Origin of the sequence: Micromonospora lupini (assembly GCF_026342015.1) — a bacterium.
GTDB lineage: Bacteria > Actinomycetota > Actinomycetes > Mycobacteriales > Micromonosporaceae > Micromonospora > Micromonospora lupini_B.
Window position 1 is genome coordinate 3,141,452 of the sequence record NZ_JAPENL010000001.1, and the last position, 20,915, is coordinate 3,162,366.

Consider the following 20,915-nt stretch of genomic DNA (forward strand, 5'->3'; position numbering starts at 1 on the left):
GCCTGGCGCGGGGTGGCCGACACGCCACCCCGCGCCCGCCTCGGCTCAGGCGGCCGCGGCGGCCACCGCCGTCCGGGCGACGAGCGCGCGCCGCAGGTCGTCGTCCGCGTCGGTGACCACCCGGCGCAGGCCCGGCGTCAGGTCGTCGCGGGCCAGCAGCGCCGCGGCCGCCTCCCGGGTCGGCTGCGCCACGGCGTAGTGGGGAAACGCCAGCTTCGCCACCCGATCGGCAGTCCAGGCCGTACGCCGACGCGCGGCAGCCGGCATCTCGGTGAAGTACCGCTCGACGTACGCGGCGGTCAGGTCGGTCTGCTCCGGCTGCCAGAACCCCTCGGCCGTTGCCTCCAGCAGCCGGTTGGACAGCTCGGTGTCGCGCACGATGATCTCCCAGGCCGCCTGCTTCGCGGCCGGGTCGGGCAGGGCGGCCCGACAGCGGGCGGCCCGTTCCGCGCCTGTGGAGCTGACGTCGGCGGCCGCCTCGGCGGCGATCTCCGCCTCCCCGGCCGCGCCCAGCACCACGAGCCGGCGCAGCACGGCCCACCGCAGCTCGGCGTCGACCTTCAACCCCGCTGGCACGTCCCGGCCGGCGAGCCAACCGACGAGCAGGTCCGTGTCGGTGGTCGCGGCGATCCAGCCGCGCGCGGCGGCGAGCTGCAGGGACTCCCCCGCCTTGGCGCCGTCCAGAAGCTGCCGGCAGGCCAGGGCGACCCGGGCCAGCGCCGCCGACCGGGCCAGCGGGTCGAGGTAGCGATCCACAAGGGATCGGCTGAGGGTCAGCACGTCCTCCGCGATGATCACCTCGGTCTCGGCGGGCAGTGCCGCGACCATCAGGTCGACCAGGCCGCCGACCGGCCGCTCCCCGTCGGTCACCGCGTCCAGTGCCTCGCTCCAGAGCACCGCCCGGGTGAGCGGGGCCGCCAGGCCGGGCAGGAGCAGCGCGACGGCGTCCGCCGACGCCGGGTCGAGGCGCACCTTGGCGAAGGTGAGATCGCCGTCGTTGAGCAGCAGCAGTTGGGCCGCCGGCTCGCCTGTCAACTCGCCGAGCACGGTCCGACCGCCGTCGACGGCCGGGTCGAGATCCACCTCGGCACGCCGCACGGTGCCGTCCGCCGCGTACCGGCCCACGCCGATCCGGTGCGGACGCAGCACCGGATGTGACTCGGGCGCGGTCTGCACCACGGCGACCTCGGTGTAACGGCCGTCGGCGTCCACGGCGACCTCGGCGCGCAGCGTGTTGACCTGCGGCTGGCGCAGCCACAGGTCGGCCCAACCGGACAGGTCCCGGCCGCTGGCCGTACCCAGGCTGGCCAGCAGGTCGGCGAGGGTGGCGTTGCCGAAACGGTGCGCGGCGAAGTGCGCGTTCAGGCCGGCGAGGAACGCCTCGTCGCCAAGCCACGCCACGAGCTGCCGCAGCACGGAGGCGCCCTTGGCGTACGAGATGCCGTCGAAGTTGAGCAGGCCCTCGTCGGCGTCGGCCACCTCCTGGGGTGCGACCGGGTGGGTGGAGGGGCGCTGGTCGGCCGCGTACCCCCAGGCCTTGCGGCGCATGACGAACGTGGTCCACGACTTGTCGAAACCTGTCGCCTCGGCGACGACACGGGTGCCCAGGTACTCCGCGAACGACTCGTTGAGCCACAGGTCGTCCCACCAGCGCATGGTGACCAGGTCACCGAACCACATGTGGGCCATCTCGTGGGCGATCGTGGTGGCCCGCAGCTCGCGCTGGGTGTCGGTGACCGCCGAGCGGAACACGTAGTCGTCGCGGAAGGTGACGATGCCCGGATTTTCCATCGCGCCGGCGTTGAACTCGGGGACGAACGCCTGGTCGTACTTGCCGAAGGGGTAGCGCTCGGCGAAGAGCTGGTGGAACCGGTCCAGGCACTGCCGGGTGATGGTGAAGATCTCCTCGGCGTCGGCGTCGAGGTGCTCGGCGAGCGACAGTCGACAGTAGAGGCCCAACGGCACGCCGTCGTGCTCGGCCCGCCGCACGTGGTACGGACCGGCGATCAGCGAGAAGAAGTACGTGGACAACGGCGCGCTCGGGGCGAACTCCCAGCGCCCCGGGGCCGGATTGGCGGCCACCTCGGCGTTGCTGGAGACCGTCCACCGCGGCGGCGCGGTGACCGTGAGGGTGAACGACGCCTTGAGGTCGGGCTGGTCGAACGCGGCGAAGATGCGCTGCACGTTGTCGAGGAACGTCACCGCGTAGAGGTAGGTCTCCCCGTCGGCCGGGTCGACGAAGCGGTGCATCCCCTCCCCGGTGTTGGAGTACGCCATCTCCGCCTCGACGACCAGGGTGTTCGTCGAGGCGAGGTCGGCCAACGGCAGCCGGTTGTCGGTGAACGTGGCGGGGTCGATGTCGCGGTCGTTGAGGCGTACCGCCAGGAGGTTGGCGGGCTTGACCTCGGCGAAGGTGGCGGCGCCGGGGGCCGCCCGGAACCGGATCTCGACGCGGGAACGGAACAGGTCCCCGTCGCCGGTCAGGTCGAGGTCCACCTGATAGGACTCGACAGTAATCGCCGCGCCACGCGCGGTCGCCTCTACACGGGTCAGGCTCGGCATCCGCTTATCCTGCCCGATGGGGATCGGCACGCGGTCCCCAGACGGCCCCGGCACTGGAGGAAAGAACCATGGCGCAGCACCCCAAGGGCGACTTCGACCTCTCCCGGGCGGTCTGGCAACGGGCCGAGGGGGACACCTCGGAGAGCGCCGTCGAGGTCGCGTTCGTCGACGATCTGATCGGAATGCGCAACTCCGCCGAGCCGGAGGGCGCCGTGCTCGTCTTCACGCAGGCCGAGTGGGACGCGTTCGTCGCCGGCGCGCAGGACGGCGAGTTCGACCTGGACTGATCGCCAGGTGGTCGCGGGTGGCGGGGAACGACCGCCACCCGCGACGCCAGGTCAGGCATCACCGTCGCCCCAGCCGAGACCGCCGGGACCCGGCGCGTGGTGGAAGCCGGGATGCTCGGCGACATCGACGCAACGCTCCCCGTCCGGGCCGACGGCACCGCAGAACAGCCGCTCGGCCCGGTGCCAGGCGTCGGCCGGCGACAGGGCCGCCGCGCCGAGGGCCACCTCCGGGCGCAGCAGGGTCAGCGCTTCCGCGTACGCCACTGCCTGCTCGCGGGCGTCGGCCGCGCCCGGCGCGGTGAAGCCCAGGTGCACTGTGAAGAACCGGCGCGGCCTCAGCGGCCGACCGGGTGGGCCGATCAGCGAGCGCAGGGCACGACCCGCGCCAGTTGCCCCGACCGCCCGCCGTTGCCGCCAGTGCGGCGACCTGTTGTCGTGCATGCGCCCTCCCCGTGGTCGTGACCGTCGGCCCGCCGTCGGCCGCACCGGCCGACCGGTGCTGCCGGCTCACGGCGGCCCCACCAGTCAGCAAACCAGGTTCCGCCGCCCGTGGGAGGGGCCAGCCGACGCGCTGTCGACGCGGGGATTCAGCGGCGGCAACACGGGTAGACGCGCGACGGCGACGCCGGCCACCACCCGCACCCGAGGAGGCCCGATGGCGACCATGCCGGCCGACCGCACACCGGACAGCACCCTCGCGCTGCTGCGCGCCGGCTACCGGTTCATCGGTGAGCGGTGCGACAGGTACGGCAGTGACGTCTTCCAGACCCGGATCCTGCTCGCGCCGACCATCTGCGTGCGCGGCCGGCCGGCGGCGATGCTCTTCTACGACAACGAGCGTTTCCAGCGGGACAGCGCCATGCCCCTGCGGGTGCAGCGGACGCTCACCGGCCGCGGTGGCGTGCAGGGGCTGGACGGATCTGAGCACGCCGCCCGCAAGGCCATGATCATGTCGATCATGACGCCGGCGGCCGTCCAGCGCCTCGGACAGCTCTTCGACGACGAGTGGCGAGCGCGGCTCCCCGCCTGGGAGGCGGCCGGGCCGGTGCCGCTCTACGACGAGGTGGGCCGCCTGCTGACCCGGGTCGTCTGCGCCTGGGCCGGGGTACCGCTTGCCACGTCGCAGGTCGACCGCCGCGCCGTCGACCTGCACGCCATGATCGAGGGCCCGGCGGTCGTCGGCCCACGGCACTGGAGGGGCCTGCTCGCCCGCCGTCGCGCCGAGCGCTGGATCGGCGACCTCGTCGAACGGGCCCGGACCGGGATCCACCCGGCGCCGGCCGGCAGCCCCCTGGAGATCGTGTCCGAACACCGCGACGCGCGCGGGGAGCTGCTCCCCCGTCGGACCGCCGCCGTCGAACTGCTCAACCTGCTGCGCCCGGTCGTCGCCGTGGACCGGTACATCGTCTTCGCCGCGCTCGCCCTGCGCGACCATCCCGGCTGGCGGGAGAGGGTCCACGGCGACGACGAGGCCACCGGGCAGTTCGTCCAGGAGGTACGTCGCTACTACCCGTTCTTCCCGATGGCCGCCGCCCGGGTCCGGCGCTCGTTCGACTGGGAGGGCCACCACTTTCCGCGCGGACGGCGGGTGCTGCTCGACCTCTACGGCACCAACCACCACCCGGCGCTCTGGCCCGAACCGGAGCTGTTCCGCCCCGAGCGGTTCGCCGGCCGCCGTGTGGACCCTTTCGAACTGGTCCCGCAGGGCGGCGGCGACCACACCACCGGGCACCGCTGCGCCGGCGAGTGGATCACCATCGACCTGATGAAGCGGGCGGTCACCAATCTGACCGGGAGCATGCGCTACGAGGTTCCGCCACAGGACCTGACCCTGGACCTGCGGCGGATGCCCGCGCTGCCGCCCAGCGGCCTGACCCTCACCGACATCCGCCGCGCCTGACCCCGTTACCGATCCCCGGAGGCGTCCCCGTTCCGCAGGCGGGCTGCCTGCGGTCGGCCAGTCGAGGCGACATCCTGGTTTGGTTGCCCGCAGGGCGGGCACGCGCAGCGGGCGGTCCGCCCCGCCGGCCGCGGACCGCCTGCCCAGGAGGCACCGATGCCCTCGAAGGCCACCGGTGGCACCGCCCGGCGAGCCGGGCACGACAACACCGGCCTGCCGCCGCCAGTCCTGCCGATGGCGTACGTGCTGCCGCTGCGCTGGCGCACCGACACCGGTCTGGACGAGCTGACCGGCTACCTGCGCTGGCTGAGCGGCCTCGTCGAGGTGCTCGTCGTCGACGGGTCGCCTCCGGAGCGCTTCGCCCGGCACGCGGCGGCATGGCAGGGACTGGTCCGGCACCTTCCGCCCGATCCCGCCGGGCGAGGGCTCAACGGCAAGGTGGTAGGGGTGCACACCGGCCTCGACGCCGCACACCACGAACACGTGGTCATCGCCGACGACGACGTCCGGTACGACGAGGCCGGGCTGCGTGCCGTGCACCGACTGCTGGGCCGGGTCGACCTGGTCCGGCCGCAGAACTACTTCGACCCACTGCCCTGGCACGCCTGGTGGGACACCGGGCGGACGCTGCTCAACCGGGCGCTCGGAAACGACTACCCCGGCACCCTCGCGGTACGCCGCAGCACGTTCCTCGCCATGGGCGGGTACGCCTCGGACGTGCTCTTCGAGAACCTGGAGCTGATCCGCACCGTGCGCGCGTACGGCGGGGTGGAGGTCGCGCCACCCTGGCTGTACGTACGCCGGCTGCCTCCGGACGCGACGCACTTCCGTGGCCAACGGGTCCGCCAGGCGTACGACGATCTGGCCCAGCCGGCCCGCCTGCTGACCGCGCTCGCGGTCCTGCCCGCGCTGGCCGCGGCGGTCGCGTCCCGCCGACCCCGGCTGCTGCTCGGCACGGCGGCCGCTGTCGTCGCCGTGGCCGAGGTGGGCCGCCGCCGCGCCGACGGCGGGATCGTCTTTCCACCGAGCACCTCGCTGGCCGCCCCACTCTGGCTGCTCGAACGCGGCTTCTGCAGCTGGCTGGCGGTCGCCCAGCGCCTCCTTCACGGCGGAGCCCGCTACGGCGACTCCCGCATCCGCAGGGCCGCTCGCCGGCCACCCCGACGCGTGCGCTGAGCAGACGTCCGCACCGCGAGCGCGTCGGGGTGGACGTGCGACAGCTCGCGGCCACCGGAGTGGACCGCGAGCTGTCGGCGACTGCGGTGGGCTCAGGAACTGACCTGCTGGCGGGCCTGCTGGGCCTGGTCCTTGACGTCCTGGGCGGCCGAGCGGCCGTCGTCCTTCACGGCGTGCACGGCGTCCTGAGCGGTGGACCTCACCGACTCGGCGGCGTGCTGGGCCGGCCCGCGCAGCTCGTCCTTGAGCTCGCTGGCCACCTCGCCCAGCTTCTCCTTCACGGCGCCGCTGTGCTCGCTGACCTTGTCCTTGACCTGCGCGGCGGCCTGCTGCTCCCGCCGGGAGGCCGGGATCAGCGAGGAGGCCAGCCAGCCGACCCCGAAGGCGATCAGGCCGGCGGCCAGCGGGTTGCCCTGCGACTTCTGCCGGATGACCCGCGGCGCGCTGTGGGCGGCGTCGCTGACCGAGGAGGCCGCCGAGTGCGCGGCGTCGCTGACGCTGGAGGCCGCCGAGGAGGCGCGGTCACCCACCGAGTGGGCGGCGTGGCCGGTGCCGTGGCCGAGGTCAGACGCGGTTCCCATGACCTTGTCCCTCACATTCTGCAGCGCGGAACGGGCCCGCTGCTTGCGGTCGTCGACGATGCGGCTCGGGCTGACCTTGTAGGCCAGGGCGTCCACATCGGAGCTGAGGCTGTTGCGGGTGGCCTCGATCTCCCGGCGGATCTGGTCGGGATCGGTGCTCATCGGGTGACTCCCTCCGGGTGGGGCTTGAGCGCGTCGGGGATCCGCTGCACGCTGTCGTTTGTCTGCTTGAGCCCGCGTACGTTCTGGGCGTTCTTCTTGGCCATCGAGTAGAGGACCGCGGCGGCCACGGCCCAGATGACGGCCACGATCAGCGCGGCCAGGCCGGAGTCCATGACGTTGTCCAGGAACTGCCACACGGCGATGGAGACGAACAACGCCACCATGTAGCCGCCGAAGCCGGCGCCGCCGAAGAGGCCCGCGGCCTTGCCGGCCTTCTTGCCCTCCTGGCGGATCTCGGCCTTGGCCAGCTCCACCTCCTGGCGCATAAGCGTCGACAGGTCGGTGGTGACCTGGCGCATCAGGTCACCGAGCGAGCTGCCCTTCACGTCCGCCGCGGTGTGCGGGGCGCCCGCGTCGGGGTGGTAACCGGAGTCCAGGCCGGACCCCTGCGTCGGCATGGTCATGCCGTCGCCTCCCTTCGGATGACTCGGCGCCTCACGGGCGGGGGCTGCCGCTGGACGGCACGCCCGGCAGCGGGTCGGTCTGGGTCACCGGCGGCAGCGGCTGACCGGTGCTGGTCGGCTCGGTGTAGCCAGCCGCGCTGCCCGGCGTCGGGTCGGTGTAGCCACCGGAGGTCGGCTCGGTGTACGTCCCGGGGGTCGGGTCGAGGTAGCCGCCCGGCGGAGTGGCGTCGGCGGCCGTCCGGGGCGCCGGCGGCGGCGTGGGGATCACGGCGGTCTGCTCCGGGTCGTACGCCCCCGCGCCGCGGTAGCCAGCGGAGCCGTTGCCGGAGTGGTCACCGGAGTCGGAGATGCTGCGGGTCAGACGCCCGGCCAGCACGCCGAGCACCGCCGCGCCGACCAGGAAGGTGCCCGGGTTGCGCCGCGCGTAGTCGCGTACCTCGTTGATCAGGTCGCCGGGCTCGCGCTCCTCCAACCAGCCGGCCACACCGTGCACCCGGTCGGCGGCCTGGCGGGCCAGCTCGCTCACCGGGCCGGCCTGGCCACCCTGCTCGGCCATGGTGCGCATCTCGTCGGCGATCGACCGCAGTCCGCCGGCGGCCCGGCGCTGCTGCTCACCGGTCTGGCCGGCGAGCTGGCTGCGGGCCTCGCCGTAGAGGTTGCGGGCCTGCCGGGCGGCCTCGCGGCCGACCTCGGTGCCCTGCTCCTTGGCGGTCTGGGCGACCGCGCCGCCGGCGTGCGCCGCCTCGGACCCGACGTGGCGGGCCTGCTCGCGGACGCCGCCACCGTTCGTGGACTCGTTCCCGTACGTGGAAGACGTGGGTGACAGATCGTAAGTCATGATTTCCCTTCCGCTCAGAAAGTCGTCGCGGTTGTGCTGGGGGGATTCGGCCGTGACGCCGTGGCCGCCGACAATTCACCTACCCTGCGTTTCGCCTTCCATACCTCTTCGTGCATTTCTCTGCGGGGCCGGCGGGATCCACTTCAAAATGGAGGATCGTCGGGCTGCGTCACGTCGCCGCCGCGGACAGCGAGGTTCGTGGGACCGGCAGATCCACCGGAGGGGGCAGGGATGGCACGAGACGCGCGAGGTGGCCGACCCGCTGCGCCCCGGCCCCGGGTGCGGGTGGCCGCGCTTGTCGTGGCCGGCGTCTTCCTGCTGATCGGCATCCTCGGCTTCATCCCCGGCATCACCACCGACTACGGCGAGCTGACCTTCGCCGGGCACCACTCGGACGCCAAGCTGCTCGGGCTGTTCCAGGTGTCGATCCTGCACAACGCGGTGCACCTGCTGTTCGGGCTGGTGGGCCTGGTGCTGGCCCGCAGCGTCGGCGGCGCGCGGCTCTTCCTGGCCGGCGGCGGCGCGATCTACCTGGCCCTCTGGCTGTACGGCCTGGCGATCGAAGCGGTCGACGAGGACGCCGGCGCGAACATCCTGCCGGTCAACTCCGCCGACAACTGGCTGCACCTCGCGCTCGGCTTCGGCATGCTCGCGCTCGGGCTGCTGCTGTCCAACCAGGCGGGCACCGGCGGGCGCCTGGACGCCCCGATCGACAGGCCCTGACCTGCGAACTCACGCGTTTGACGGCGACGGTGGCGCGGGTGGGCGCCGCAGCGGGGCTCGGCCGAGTCGAAGCCGGTCACGGTGGCGCACGCCGAGACCGGCGCCTGACCACCGCCGCCGTCAGGCCGACCGCAGCCGTCAGGCCGCGACCGGGAGCCGCTTGGCGAAACAGACGCTGTACGGGTTGCCGACGTACTCGCCGTACACCGGGACCTGTTCGTAGCCGCACGAGGTGTACAGCCCGATTGCCGCCGGAAGGTACGTGCCGGTCTCCAGGCAGACCACCGAGTGCCCCTGCCGGAACGCGCACTCCTCAAGCGCGGCGAGCAGCTGGCGGGCGATGCCCCGCCCCCGGTACGCCGGCCGGACGTACATCCGCTTGATCTCCCCGGTGGCGGCGTCGAGGGCCTGGAGCCCACCGCAGGCGACAGCCCGACCGTTCACCACCACCGCGAGGTAGCGGACGTCGTCGTGGGGAACGAAGACCTGCCCGTCCACCCCACCGTCGGCCTCGCGCAGCTCACGCTGCTGGGCGACGAGCAGGGCGGCGATCTCGGGATCGGTGGCGGGCCGCGACTCGATCAGCATCACCCAACGCTAGGCGGGATGGATTTCACGGAGGTTTCCGGAAGTCGTCCCGATCACGGAGAGCAACGGACTACTCGGCGTCGTCCTCGATGTCGTCGTCGATGTCGTCGTCGGACGCGTCCGCGCCCACCTCGTCCGCCGAACGCACCCGGCGGGCCTTGCGCGCGGCGAGCCGCTCCGCCGCCGAGGCCCGGTTCGACTTCTCCTCCAGGCGGACGTCGGTACCCCGGTTGCCGGGCACGAACTCCACACCCGCGAACAGCGTCGGCTGCCAGTCGAACTCGCGCTCACCGATCCGGACCAGGTCACCGGGCTGCGCGCCGGCCTTGGCGAGCTTGTCCTCCACGCCGAGCCGGGCCAGCCGGTCGGCGAGGTAGCCCACTGCCTCGTCGTTGTCGAAGTTGGTCTGCTTGACCCACCGCTCCGGCCGGACGCCGCGCACCGTGAACGAGCCGTCCGCCTCGGCCGTGATGGTGAAGCCGTCGTCGTCCACGGCCATCGGACGGATCACGATCCGGGTCGGCTCGGCGGGCGGCGCGGCCTTACGCTCGGCGTCGACCAGCTCGGCCATCGCGTACGTCAGCTCCTTGAGCCCCTCGCGGGTGGCCGCGGAGACCTCGAACACCTGGTAGCCGCGCTCCTCCAGGTCGGGGCGCACGATCTCGGCGAGGTCCCGGCCGTCCGGCACGTCGACCTTGTTCACGGCCACCAGTCGCGGGCGGTCGGTCAGCCCGCCGTACTGGCTCAGCTCGGCCTCGATGGCGTCGATGTCGGCGACCGGGTCACGCCCGGGCTCCAGGGTCGCCGAGTCGATGACGTGCACCAGCACCGCGCAGCGCTCGATGTGCCGCAGGAACTCCAGGCCCAGGCCCTTGCCGGTGGCCGCGCCCGGGATCAGACCCGGCACGTCGGCGACGGTGAAGGTGTGGTTGTCCATCCGGACCACGCCGAGGTTGGGCACGAGGGTGGTGAACGGGTAGTCGGCGATCTTCGGCTTGGCCGCGGAGATCACCGAGATCAGCGACGACTTGCCTGCCGACGGGAAACCCACCAGGCCCACATCGGCGACGCTCTTCAGCTCCAGCACGATGTCCAGCTGGTCGCCGGGCTCGCCCAGCTCGGCGAAGCCCGGCGCCTTGCGCTTGGCGTTGGCAAGCGAGGCGTTGCCCCGCCCACCGCGTCCACCCCGAGCCACCTCGAAGGTGGTGCCGGCGCCGACCATGTCGGCCAGCACGGTCCCGTCGGCGGTCTGCACCACAGTGCCGTTGGGAACCTTCAGCACCAGGTTGTGGCCGTTGCCCCCGTCCCGGTTCGACCCGGCCCCGCCCTTGCCGTTGTCGGCCTTGACGTGCGGGTGGAAGTGGAAGTCGAGCAGCGTGGTCACCTGCGGGTCGACAACCAGCGACACGCTGCCGCCGTGCCCGCCGTTGCCGCCGTCCGGCCCGCCGAAGGGCTTGAACTTCTCGCGGTGGATCGAGACACAACCGTGCCCACCATCGCCGGCCTGCAGATGCAGAACGACCCGGTCAACGAACGTTGCCACGGCGTCAATCCTTCCAGCGAGGTCCAACCCCGCACTTCGAAAAAAGCCAAACGGGCCGGGACCCGTAGGTCCGCGGCCCGCTTGGCTCGAGAACTACTGCTGCGGAACGATGCTGACGGTCTTGCGACCGCGCTTGGTGCCGAAGAGGACCGCACCGGCCGACAGCGCGAACAGCGTGTCGTCGCCGCCACGGCCGACCAGGTCACCGGGGTGGAACTTGGTGCCACGCTGCCGGATGATGATCTCACCGGCGCTGACGACCTGACCACCGAAGCGCTTCACGCCGAGTCGCTGGGCCGCGGAGTCACGACCGTTACGCGAGCTGGACGCACCCTTTTTGTGAGCCATTGGAGGACGACCTACTTCCCGCTGGAGATGCCGGTCACCTTGACCTGGGTCAACGGCTGGCGGTGACCCTGGCGCTTGTGGTAGCCAGTCTTGTTCTTGAACTTGTGGATCCGGATCTTCGGGCCCTTGGTGTGCGCGGCGATCTCGCCGGACACCGCGACCTCGGCAAGCTTCGCCGCGTCGGTCACCAGGTCGTCACCGTCGACGAGGAGCACCGCGGTGAGCTTCACCGCGTCACCGGGGGCACCGGTGAGCTTCTCGACCTCGATCACGTCGCCCTCGGCGACCTTGTACTGCTTGCCGCCGGTCTTGACGATCGCGTACATCGGAGGCGGACTCCCTGTCGTTGAGGCTGCTGGCGGTTGTCCCCGCGGCGGCTCGCCGGGTAGCAGTGCACGGCGGCGCGGGCACACGGGAACTCGGCACACCAAAGGTGGGCCGCAGGCAAGAGTACGCCATTGCCGGCCCGGACCCCAAACCGGCCCACCCTGCTCAGCGGGCGCAGAGCTGGTCCAGGCGCTGCTGGAGCCGGTCCAACTCGGTCTCGTCGATCGACTCGACGTCTCCGCCGAGTGCGGCGACCTCCGTACCGAGGTCACTGAGCAGCGTCTTGAGCTGCGGATCGGTGGACCGCGCCGACTGCTCCCGCAGCGCGGCCCGCCAGCCGGCCAGCGCCGTCTGCGCCCTCGTACGGGCCGCATCGGCGGTGGCGGTGTCCCCCGCGCCCACCGCCGCGACCATGCGGCCCAGCGCCTCCACGTACTCCCGGACGGCGGTGGCGCCAGCCTGCTGCGCCTCGGCGCAGACCTGGGCGTTCCCGCCCGCGACACCGCCACCCACAGGCGTACCGGTCAACCCGCCGGGAGCACCCCCGGACCCGGCGGCCGAGCCGGAACCCTCACCGGTCGGGCCCGCACCGCCCGACCGGCCGGCGGAGCAGCCGGCCCCGACGGCGAGCACGGCGACCACCATGGTGACGGCGAGCAGGCGACGCATCTTCTTCTCCTGACCGGGGGCCGACCACTCCCGGACCGGGGTGACCGGAGCGGCGAGGTCCCTCCCCCGTCACATTGCCGGGAAAGGGACCTCGTCAAACACCGGGCCGGTCAGACCGTCAGGGGCGGGTCCGCCGGCGGGCGCCACCGCGGCGGGAGCGGCGACGCCCCGCGCCACCGGCCTCCTCGTCGGTGTCACCGTCCGCGAGCGCGTCCGGGTCGTCCGCCGCGGCCAGCCGGGCCGACTCGCCCTGCTGGCTGTCGGAAAGCGCCGGAGCGGCCTCGGTCTCCGCCTCGTAGCGGGACAGGTCGTACCCCATGGTGTCCTGGTAGTCGGCGTCCGGTTCGGCGCTGGTGTCGGTGTCGACGACCTCGACCACCGCGCGCTCCGCCGGGGCGCTCTTGCGCGCCCGGCGGCGGGAGGACGCGGTGCCGTTCTCGGCGGCCGGAGCGGCCGGAGCGGCCGGCGCCGACGAGGCCACCGCCTTGACCTTCTCCGCCGCCCCACCGGTACGCGGCTTCTCCGGCACCGGCTCGGTGTGCATGATGACGCCCCGACCCTTGCAGCACTCGCAGGTCTCGCTGAACGCCTCCAGCAGGCCCGCGCCGATCCGCTTACGGGTCATCTGCACCAGACCGAGCGAGGTGATCTCGGTGACCTGGTGCTTGGTGCGGTCCCGACCCAGGCACTCGGTGAGCCGACGCAGCACCAGCTCCCGGTTCGACTCCAACACCATGTCGATGAAGTCGATCACCACGATGCCGCCGATGTCGCGCAGCCGGAGCTGGCGGACGATCTCCTCCGCCGCCTCCAGGTTGTTGCGGGTGACCGTCTCCTCCAGGTTGCCGCCGGAGCCGGTGTACTTGCCGGTGTTGACGTCGACGACAGTCATGGCCTCGGTCTTGTCGATCACCAGCGAGCCGCCGGAGGGCAGGAACACCTTGCGGTCCAGGCCCTTGATGATCTGCTCGTCGATCCGGTACTCGGCGAACACGTCGCTCGTGCCCACGTGCCGGCGCACCCGGTCGACCAGGTCCGGAGAGACGTGCGACAGGTACGACTCGACCATGCCGTACGACTGCTCGCCCTCGATGACCAGCTCGCGGAAGTCCTCGTTGAACAGGTCCCGGACCACCCGGATGACCAGGTCGGGCTCCTCGTAGAGCAGCACCGGGGCACCGCCCTCGGCGGCCTTGGCCTGGATGTCCTCCCACTGCGCCTGGAGCCGCTTGACGTCGCGGGCCAGCTCGTCCTCGCTGGCGCCCTCGGCAGCCGTACGGACGATCACGCCGGCGCCGTCCGGGACCAGCTTCTTGAGCACGTCACGCAGCCGCTTGCGCTCGGTGTCCGGCAGCTTGCGGCTGATCCCGGACGCGTTGCCGTTGGGCACGTAGACCAGGTGCCGGCCGGAGAGGGCGATGTGGCTGGTCAGCCGCGCGCCCTTGTGCCCGATCGGGTCCTTGGTGACCTGCACCAGCACCGAGTCGCCGGAGCGCAGCGCCTGCTCGATCGAGCGGGCACGCCCCTCCAGCCCGGAGGTGTCCCAGTTGACCTCACCGGCGTACAGCACCGCGTTGCGGCCCCGGCCGACGTCGACGAACGCCGCCTCCATGCTGGGCAGCACGTTCTGCACCTTGCCCAGGTAGACGTTGCCGGCCATGGTGCCCGAGGAGTTGCGGGTGACGTAGTGCTCGACCAGCACACCGTCCTCCAGGACGGCGATCTGGGTGCGGTCACCGCGCTGCCGGACCGCCATCACCCGGTCGACCGCCTCCCGGCGGGCCAGGAACTCCGACTCGCTGAGGATCGGCGGCCGCGTACGCCGCTGCTCCCGGCCGTCCCGACGGCGCTGGCGCTTGGCCTCCAGCCGGGTCGAGCCGGACACGCCCTGGACCTCGTCGACAGTGCGACGCGGCTCGCGGATCTTGACCACGGTGGGCACACCGTCGTCGGCGGCACCCTCGGTGTCGCCGGCGCCCCGGCGGCGACGACGACGGCGACGACGGGTCAAACCGTCCCCACCCTCGGACTCCTCGTCCTCGTCACCCTCGGCCTCGACCTCGGCGGTCTCCTCCTCGTCGGCCTGCGCCGCCTCGTCGGAATCCTCGTCCTCGGCGTCGTCGGCGCCGCCCTTGCCCCGGCCCCGACCGCGGCGGCCACGCCGACGGCGGCGACGCGCGGCGGCGCTGTCCTCGTCGTCCTCGTCCGCCTCGGTGGCCTCGTCGGCCTCCTCGGTCGGCTCCTCCTCGGCCTCGACGGCCTCGACCGGCTCCACCGGCTCGGCGTCGCGGCGACCACGCCGCCGCCGACGGGACGGCTCGGCCTCGACGGCCGGCTCCTCGGCCACCGGAGCGGGCTCCGCCGGCCGGGTCACCGGCACGGCGTCCGGCTGCGGCGCCATGAACAGCACGGTGGGCGCGGAGAGCGCGGCCCGCCGACGACGCGTACGCGGCTGCTCGGTCTCGATGACCTCGGCCGGCTCGATCGGCTCATCGGCCACGTTCGCCACTGCCACACCGGGCGCCACCTCGCCGGAGGACTCCTGCGTGACACCGAACGCCTGCGCGGCGACGGGGGCGCCCGGCGAGGTCTGCGCCTCGTTCAGCTCGGTTTCCGCCTGACGCAGGTCGGACTCCGCAGGCGTCTCGGCGGCGTCCTCCTCGACGGCTTCGGGCTCCGCGACTGCCGGCAGCTCCTCGGCGGGAGGCTCCTCGACGGCGGCGGGCTCCGCGACGGCCGGCGGCTCCGCGGCGGCGGGCGTCGCCTTCTTGCGCCTGGTGCGGGTCACCTTGACCGGCGGAACGACCTCGGGAGAGGCCAGCTCCGCGCTGGCGGCGACCAGCGGCTCCTCGGCGGTCGTCTCGACGGGGGCCGCCTTGCGGCGGCGTCGGGGGGTCTTCGGGGCGACGTCCAGGTCACCGGAGATCGGGGCGAAGACCTCCGCCTGCGGCGACTCGACGGCCCCGGCTCCGCCGGTGGACGCCTCGACGGGCGCCTCGGCCTGCTCCGGCTGGTTGAGCGGTGCGGCCCGACGCCTGGTGGCCCGCGCCCGCCGTGGCGGCGCGGCAGGCTCGGCGCTCTCGACGCCCGCCCGTTCCGTGCCGGCGGCGCCGTCGGTGGTGGTGCTCTGGTCAGCGGTGTCGCCGGCCGGCTGTGAACCGGTCCGTTCGCCGCCCTCGGGCTCGTTCTCGAGCATGGACGTTCTCCAGTTCTGGCTGCCCCGGGCGCGGGTGAGCGCTGCCACGCAGGGTCGCCGCAAAAGTGTTTCCGCCGGGCGCGCGTGGTGCGCGACCGCCGAAGTCTGCCTGCAAGAGCGCTGACCGTCGGTCAGTGCCCAACGATGGCTGCCCCGCCGCGGTCCGCATCCAACGGATCCACGATCGCACCCTGCGCGGTCAGCGTGCCCTGAGCCAGCCGGGTCACCCTCGGCGAGACCGGCGGCTCCAGGTCGGCCACCACGCGGAGGCCGGAAAGGACGTCATCGGGCCGTACGGACGGGGTGACCTGCCGCACGACCAGTTCGAGTATCGCACACGGTACGGCCGGCGCCCCGGAAGGCGTCTGCGTCGGGGACAGGACATCGATCGACATAACTGCAGCACGGGCGTCGAAGGTGCGTCGCCCCTGCTTGGTCATCCGCTCGACAAGCACCTCGTCGGCGGCGGTGAAGGCGTCCACGGCGGCGCGCAGCGTCGCCGAGTCGACCTCGGGCAACTCGATGTGCCAGTGCGACGCCTCGATCCGGTCCGCCAGGCTGCCACCGTCGGCGATCACCACCTCCAACACGTCCAGCCCGGGTGAGAGCGCGGCGTCGAGCGCGGCACGCAGCGCCTCCGGCTCGACCGGAGCCTGGAGGCCGATCTCCAGGTACTCCGCCTCACTCGCCACCCCGGTGGGCGCGGCGCTGGCGTAGGAGATCTTCGGGTGCGGGGTGAAGCCCTGGGAGAAGGCGATCGGTACGGCGGCACGACGCAGCGCACGCTCGAACGCCCGGGCGAAGTCCCGGTGCGAGGTGAACCGCAGCGGGCCGCGCTTGGCGTACCGGATGCGGGCGCGCTGAACGACAGGCGCCTGCCCACCCTCCGGCTGGTTTTTCTTACTGATCGTCTCGCTCCTCAGGCGGTGGGGGTTTTGAGGCCCTTGATCGGCGTCAGCGGCAGGAGCTTCTTGCCGGTGGGGCCGATCTGGATCTCGGTGTCCATCGAGGGACAGACACCGCAGTCGAAGCACGGGGTCCACCTGCAGTCGTCCTGCTCGAACTCGCTGAGCGAATCCTGCCAGTCCTGCCAGAGCCAGTCCTTGTCCAGACCCGAGTCCAGGTGGTCCCAGGGAAGGACCTCCAACTCGTCGCGCTGGCGGGTGGTGTACCAGTCGAGATCCACCCCGAACGCGGGAAGCGTCTCGGCCGCCGCGTCCACCCAGCGCTGGTAGGAGAAGTGCTCGCTCCACCCGTCGAACCGGCCGCCGTTCTCCCACACCTTGCGGATCACCGAGCCGACCCGGCGGTCGCCCCGGGAGAGCAGGCCCTCGATCAGCGACGGCTCGCCGTCGTGGTAGCGGTAGCCGATGGCCCGGCCCAGCGAGCGGTCCGAGTTGATCGCCTGCTTGAGGATCTTGAGCCGGTGGTCGATGACCTCCGGGCGCTCCATGGCGGCCCACTGGAACGGGGTGTGCGGTTTCGGCACGAACCCGCCGATGGAGACCGTGCAGCGGATGTCCTTGGAGCCGGTCGCGGCCCGACCGGCCTTGATCACCTCGTGGGCCATGTCGGCGATCTCGAGGACGTCGTCGTCGGTCTCGGTGGGCAGGCCGCACATGAAGTAGAGCTTCACCTGCCGCCAACCGTTGCTGTACGCGGTGACGACCGTCCGGATCAGGTCTTCCTTCGACACCATCTTGTTGATGACCTTGCGGATCCGCTCCGACCCGCCCTCCGGGGCGAAGGTCAGACCGGTACGCCGCCCGTTGCGGGACAGCTCCTGCGCGAGGTCGATGTTGAAGGCGTCGACGCGGGTCGACGGCAGTGACAGCGACACGTTGGTGCCCTCGTACTGCTGGGCCAGGCCCGAGCACATGTCACCGATCTCCGAGTGGTCCGCCGAGGAGAGCGACAGCAGACCCACCTCGGAGAAGCCGGAGAACTCCAGGCCCTCGCGCACCATCTGCCCCACGGTCGTGATCGACCGCTCGCGCACCGGGCGAGTGATCATGCCGGCCTGGCAGAACCGGCAGCCGCGGGTGCAGCCGCGGAAGATCTCCACCGCGTACCGCTCGTGCACCGTCTCGGCGAGCGGGACGAGGGGCTTCTTCGGGTACGGCCACGCGTCTAGGTCCATCGTCGTGCGCTTGTGCACCCGGAACGGCACGTCCGCCCGGTTCGGCACGACCCGCTGGATCCGCCCGTCCGGGAGGTAGTCGACGTCGTAGAAGCGCGGCACGTACACGCTCTCGGTGCGGGCCAGCCGCAGCAGCAGCTCGTCGCGGCCACCCGGGGCGCCCTCGGCCTTCCACTCCCGGACGATCGCGGTGATCTCCAGGACGGCCTCCTCGCCGTCGCCGAGCACGGCGGCGTCGATGAAGTCGGCGATCGGCTCCGGGTTGAAGGCGGCGTGCCCGCCGGCCACGATCACCGGATCGGCGTCGGTGCGGTCGGCGGCCAGCATCGGGATGCCGGCCAGGTCGATCGCGGTGAGCATGTTGGTGTAGCCCAGCTCGGTGGAGAAGGAGATGCCGAACACGTCGAAATCGCGCACCGGTCGGTGCGCGTCGACGGTGAACTGCGGCACGCCGTGCGTGCGCATCAGGTTCTCCAGGTCGGGCCAGACCGCGTACGTCCGCTCGGCGAGGGTGTCGGGCAGCTCGTTGAGCACCTCGTAGAGGATCTGCACGCCCTGGTTGGGTAGGCCCACCTCGTACGCGTCGGGGTACATCAGCGCCCAGCGCACCGTCGCCGCGTCCCAGTCCTTGACCACCGCGCCCAGCTCACCGCCGACGTACTGGATGGGCTTGGAGACCTGAGGGAGCAGCGGCTCGAGCCGGGGCCAGACGGAATTGGTCGCGGCCGCACGCGGCGTCGTGGACGGGGCACTCATGATGGCCAAGGGTACGCGCCCGCCCGTCGGTGACCGCGCGCACGCCACGATGCGGCCCGATCATCCACCTGTTCACGCACTCCGCCTCGATGCCCGCGCAGCGGTGGTGGCGACGCGGTACTAACCTCGGACCGGCGCGAGAGGAGATTGCCGCGATGCCGGAGCCCCAGCCGGGAGCACGGCCGGCCGACGGGCGCACCCCGGGCCAGGAGCCGGACGACGCTCCGGCGGTCGCCGACGAGCCGACCTCCCCACCCGTACCGCCGGACGAGCCCACCACCCCCGACCGGCCGGAACCCACGGCCGAGCCCACCGCCCCAGCCCAGCCGGAGCCCACGGCGCAGGAACCCACGGCCCAGCCTGAGCCGACGGCCCCGGAACCCGCGGCCCAGCCTGAGCCGACGGCGCAGGAGCCCACGGCCCAGCCCGAGCCAACGGCTCAGCCCGCGTCCGGGGACTCCCCCGCCGGGCCCACTGTGGTCCCCGCGCCCCGCTGGAGTGGGTCCGCGGCGGTCCCTCCCCCGTTGCCGCGCAGGCGCGCCTGGGGTGAGTCGGCCGAACCGACCCCGCCGCCGCCGCTACCCGAGCAGCCGCCCGAGCACCGCACCCCGGTCGACCCGTGGGCCGGCGTGGACACCGGCGGCTGGGACCTGCCCTCCGCCGAACTGCCCCCGCTTCCCCCGACGCTCGGCTACCCGGCGCCCCCGTCGACCCGGCAGTGGTCCGGGCCGCCCGCGCCGCCGGTCGGGATGCACCCAGTCTCGCCGCCGCCCGTCCACCCGGCAGCGCCCGCCTATCCAACGTCGCCCGCCTACCCGCCGCCCGCCTACCCGGCGCCACCGGCCCACCCGCCGCCGCCCGCCCGGCCCGCTCTGCCGCCTCAGCCCGGCCCGGCCCGGCCCACCGCGCCGGTCCGGCCGGCCCGGGCGCCGAAGCAGCGGCGGGGCCGGCGGTCGGCCGCGCCACCGCCGGTGACGCCACCACCGGGCTGGGACGCCCCCAAGGGGTACGTTCCCGTCCCGGTCCGCCGCCGACGTCGCTGGCCGTGGCTGCTGCTGCTCACCCTGGCCTGCTGCTGCGGATGCCCTGCCTACTACGGCCTACCGATCTCGTCCCAGTACCCGGCCCGCGCCGCGCTGCCCGAGCAGGTCGCCGATCTGAGCCTGCGGCAGGACGACGGCAGCGCCACGACGGCCCGACAGCTGGAGAACGAGGTACGCCAGGAGCACTGGCTGGCCGAGGACACCTTCGCCGGGGTCTACGCCACGGCGGACGGCAAGCGGGTGACGGTCTTCGGCGGCACCGGCTTCCGGCTGAGCCCGGAGGCCGACGCGGACGCGGAGATCACCCGCCTCACCGAGCGCTACGCGCTGGAGGCGCCCGAGACGGTGCAGACCGGCGTACGAGGTCGGCACGAGCGTTGCGCGATCGGCCGGCCGGCCGACGGTGAGGTGGTGGTGTGCACCTCGGTCGACCACGGCAGCATCGCCACCGGAGTGTTCACCCGGCTCTCCGTCGCCGACAGCGCCGACCTGCTGAACACCCTGCGCGGCCAGATCGTCCAGCCCGAGAGGGGCTGAACCCGGCCCGCACGCTGCCCGCCGTGCCGCCGTGCCGCCGTGCCGCCGTGCCGCCGTGCCGCCGCGCCGCGTGCTGACGTGGTGGCTACTGGGCTCCGTCCATCACGCAGCGTCACGCCGCAGACAGAGGACACAGCGGCAGCGCGTATACCTGTGCGTCATAAATATGACTCACAGGTATACCGCATCTGACCGTATTGCTCGCCAGCTCGGCGGCCGAGGCCAGCAGGCCCCGCCAGCAGCAGCGTGGAGACCCCAGCCCGTCAGCGACACCGCCGACGAACAGGCAGCGCCGAGAGACGGACAACACCGGCAAGCGGGCACGCGCCGACAGACGGGCACGCGCCGGAAAGCGGCAGCGCCGGGTCAGGCGTCGCGGGTCGGGTCCGGGTGGGCGCGCGGCGGAGCGTAGCGCGGGACGTACTCCTGGCCGGTGAGCTTCTGGATCTCGCTCATCAGCTCGTCGGTCATCTGGCGCAGCGAGGTGCGGTCGTCCGGGCGGCCGGTGAAGTCCAGCGGCTTGCCGAACCGGACAGTGATCTTGGCGCTGCCGGGGCGGGGCACCCGGGCACCGATCGGCTGGGCCTTGTCGGTGCCGATGGTGCCGACCGGGATGATCGGCACCCCGGCCGAGATCGCCAGCCGGGCCGCCCCCGTCCGGCCCCGGTAGAGCTTGCCGTCCGGGGATCGGGTGCCCTCCGGGTAGACCACCACCAGGTCACCACCCTGCAAGGCCGGGATGGCGGCGTCGAACGCGGACAGCGCGGCCCGCCCACCGGCCCGCTCGACCGGGATCGCGCCCAGACCAGTGAGGACGAACTTCGAGAACGCGCCCTTCGCGCCGGTGCCCTTGAAGTACTCCGACTTGGCCCAGAACGCCAGGTGCCGGGGCACCACCGTGCCGAGGAACAGCTCGTCGGCCACCGAGAGATGGTTGCCGGCGAAGATCGCGCCGCCGGTCTCCGGCACGTGTTCCAGCCCCTCCACGGTCGGGCGGAACGCCAACCGCAGCGTGGGCGCCACGGTGAGCTTGCCGATGGTGTAGAGCAGGGGCACTGGTCCTCCGGCAGATGAG

The 20,915-nt window shown here is 72.7% G+C and carries 19 protein-coding genes; 5 read left to right on the plus strand and 14 right to left on the minus strand.

Going from position 1 to position 20,915, the window contains the following annotated elements:
* Positions 1 to 45 precede the first annotated feature (45 nt).
* A complete protein-coding gene (gene pepN, locus OOJ91_RS14595) occupies positions 46 to 2,562 on the minus strand; it encodes an aminopeptidase N (RefSeq protein WP_266245162.1) in 2,517 nt (838 codons plus the stop codon).
* A gap of 68 nt (positions 2,563 to 2,630) precedes the next feature.
* On the opposite strand from pepN, the gene OOJ91_RS14600 reads away from it, so the two are divergent.
* The gene (locus OOJ91_RS14600; protein ID WP_266245163.1) at positions 2,631 to 2,849 is read left to right on the plus strand and encodes a DUF397 domain-containing protein; all 219 of its coding nucleotides are present in this window, start codon (positions 2,631 to 2,633) and stop codon (positions 2,847 to 2,849) included.
* A gap of 51 nt (positions 2,850 to 2,900) precedes the next feature.
* Here OOJ91_RS14600 and OOJ91_RS14605 read toward each other — a convergent pair whose 3' ends face one another.
* Positions 2,901 to 3,290 carry a hypothetical protein gene (locus OOJ91_RS14605; RefSeq protein WP_266245165.1) on the minus strand — a complete coding sequence of 130 codons (390 nt, stop codon included), beginning with the start codon at positions 3,288 to 3,290 and terminating at the stop codon, positions 2,901 to 2,903.
* Between the two features lie 214 nt (positions 3,291 to 3,504).
* On the opposite strand from OOJ91_RS14605, the gene OOJ91_RS14610 reads away from it, so the two are divergent.
* Both OOJ91_RS14610 and OOJ91_RS14615 read left to right on the plus strand, forming a co-directional pair.
* Positions 3,505 to 4,749 carry a cytochrome P450 gene (locus OOJ91_RS14610; protein WP_266245167.1) on the plus strand — a complete coding sequence of 415 codons (1,245 nt, stop codon included), beginning with the start codon at positions 3,505 to 3,507 and terminating at the stop codon, positions 4,747 to 4,749.
* 156 nt (positions 4,750 to 4,905) lie between these two features.
* A complete protein-coding gene (locus tag OOJ91_RS14615; RefSeq protein ID WP_266245169.1) occupies positions 4,906 to 5,925 on the plus strand; it encodes a glycosyltransferase in 1,020 nt (339 codons plus the stop codon).
* Between the two features lie 92 nt (positions 5,926 to 6,017).
* Here the strand turns inward: OOJ91_RS14615 and OOJ91_RS14620 are convergent, their stop codons facing one another.
* Genes OOJ91_RS14620 through OOJ91_RS14630 form a run of 3 tightly spaced genes read right to left on the minus strand, consistent with a single transcriptional unit; the run spans position 6,018 to position 7,970 of the window.
* Positions 6,018 to 6,668 (minus strand): DUF3618 domain-containing protein, encoded by a 651-nt coding sequence (locus OOJ91_RS14620; protein WP_266245170.1) that lies wholly within the window; start codon positions 6,666 to 6,668, stop codon positions 6,018 to 6,020.
* The gene (locus tag OOJ91_RS14625; RefSeq protein WP_266245172.1) at positions 6,665 to 7,132 is read right to left on the minus strand and encodes a phage holin family protein; all 468 of its coding nucleotides are present in this window, start codon (positions 7,130 to 7,132) and stop codon (positions 6,665 to 6,667) included. Before OOJ91_RS14625 ends, OOJ91_RS14620 begins: the two co-directional genes overlap by 4 nt.
* A 31-nt stretch (positions 7,133 to 7,163) precedes the next feature.
* Positions 7,164 to 7,970, minus strand: coding sequence for a hypothetical protein (locus OOJ91_RS14630; protein ID WP_266245174.1), 807 nt, complete (start codon positions 7,968 to 7,970; stop codon positions 7,164 to 7,166).
* 231 nt (positions 7,971 to 8,201) lie between these two features.
* Here OOJ91_RS14630 and OOJ91_RS14635 point away from each other — a divergent pair, with 231 nt between their 5' ends.
* Positions 8,202 to 8,693, plus strand: coding sequence for a DUF4383 domain-containing protein (locus tag OOJ91_RS14635; protein ID WP_266245175.1), 492 nt, complete (start codon positions 8,202 to 8,204; stop codon positions 8,691 to 8,693).
* 138 nt (positions 8,694 to 8,831) lie between these two features.
* Here the strand turns inward: OOJ91_RS14635 and OOJ91_RS14640 are convergent, their stop codons facing one another.
* The 8 genes from OOJ91_RS14640 to OOJ91_RS14675 all read right to left on the minus strand — a co-directional run bounded on the left by OOJ91_RS14640 (position 8,832) and on the right by OOJ91_RS14675 (position 18,260).
* Positions 8,832 to 9,281 (minus strand): GNAT family N-acetyltransferase, encoded by a 450-nt coding sequence (locus OOJ91_RS14640; protein WP_266245177.1) that lies wholly within the window; start codon positions 9,279 to 9,281, stop codon positions 8,832 to 8,834.
* 70 nt (positions 9,282 to 9,351) lie between these two features.
* A complete protein-coding gene (obgE, locus tag OOJ91_RS14645; RefSeq protein WP_266245179.1) occupies positions 9,352 to 10,824 on the minus strand; it encodes a GTPase ObgE in 1,473 nt (490 codons plus the stop codon).
* 93 nt (positions 10,825 to 10,917) lie between these two features.
* On the minus strand, positions 10,918 to 11,172 hold the full coding sequence (rpmA, locus tag OOJ91_RS14650; RefSeq protein WP_007464062.1) for a 50S ribosomal protein L27: 255 nt from the start codon (positions 11,170 to 11,172) through the stop codon (positions 10,918 to 10,920).
* Between the two features lie 11 nt (positions 11,173 to 11,183).
* On the minus strand, positions 11,184 to 11,498 hold the full coding sequence (gene rplU / locus OOJ91_RS14655) for a 50S ribosomal protein L21 (RefSeq protein WP_007464063.1): 315 nt from the start codon (positions 11,496 to 11,498) through the stop codon (positions 11,184 to 11,186).
* A gap of 166 nt (positions 11,499 to 11,664) precedes the next feature.
* Complete coding sequence (locus tag OOJ91_RS14660; RefSeq protein ID WP_266245187.1) at positions 11,665 to 12,168, minus strand: hypothetical protein; 504 nt, start codon at positions 12,166 to 12,168, stop codon at positions 11,665 to 11,667.
* Between the two features lie 118 nt (positions 12,169 to 12,286).
* Entirely contained in the window at positions 12,287 to 15,364 is a 3,078-nt protein-coding gene (locus OOJ91_RS14665; RefSeq protein WP_266245188.1) for an Rne/Rng family ribonuclease, read from the minus strand.
* Positions 15,365 to 15,495: 131 nt separating this feature from the next.
* On the minus strand, positions 15,496 to 16,215 hold the full coding sequence (locus OOJ91_RS14670; RefSeq protein WP_266245400.1) for a TIGR03936 family radical SAM-associated protein: 720 nt from the start codon (positions 16,213 to 16,215) through the stop codon (positions 15,496 to 15,498).
* A gap of 68 nt (positions 16,216 to 16,283) precedes the next feature.
* On the minus strand, positions 16,284 to 18,260 hold the full coding sequence (locus tag OOJ91_RS14675; protein ID WP_266245189.1) for a TIGR03960 family B12-binding radical SAM protein: 1,977 nt from the start codon (positions 18,258 to 18,260) through the stop codon (positions 16,284 to 16,286).
* Between the two features lie 155 nt (positions 18,261 to 18,415).
* Here OOJ91_RS14675 and OOJ91_RS14680 point away from each other — a divergent pair, with 155 nt between their 5' ends.
* Positions 18,416 to 19,840, plus strand: coding sequence for a hypothetical protein (locus OOJ91_RS14680; protein ID WP_266245190.1), 1,425 nt, complete (start codon positions 18,416 to 18,418; stop codon positions 19,838 to 19,840).
* 366 nt (positions 19,841 to 20,206) lie between these two features.
* Here OOJ91_RS14680 and OOJ91_RS14685 read toward each other — a convergent pair whose 3' ends face one another.
* Positions 20,207 to 20,896, minus strand: a complete 690-nt coding sequence (locus OOJ91_RS14685) for a lysophospholipid acyltransferase family protein (protein WP_266245192.1) — start codon at positions 20,894 to 20,896, stop codon at positions 20,207 to 20,209.
* Positions 20,897 to 20,915 lie beyond the last annotated feature (19 nt).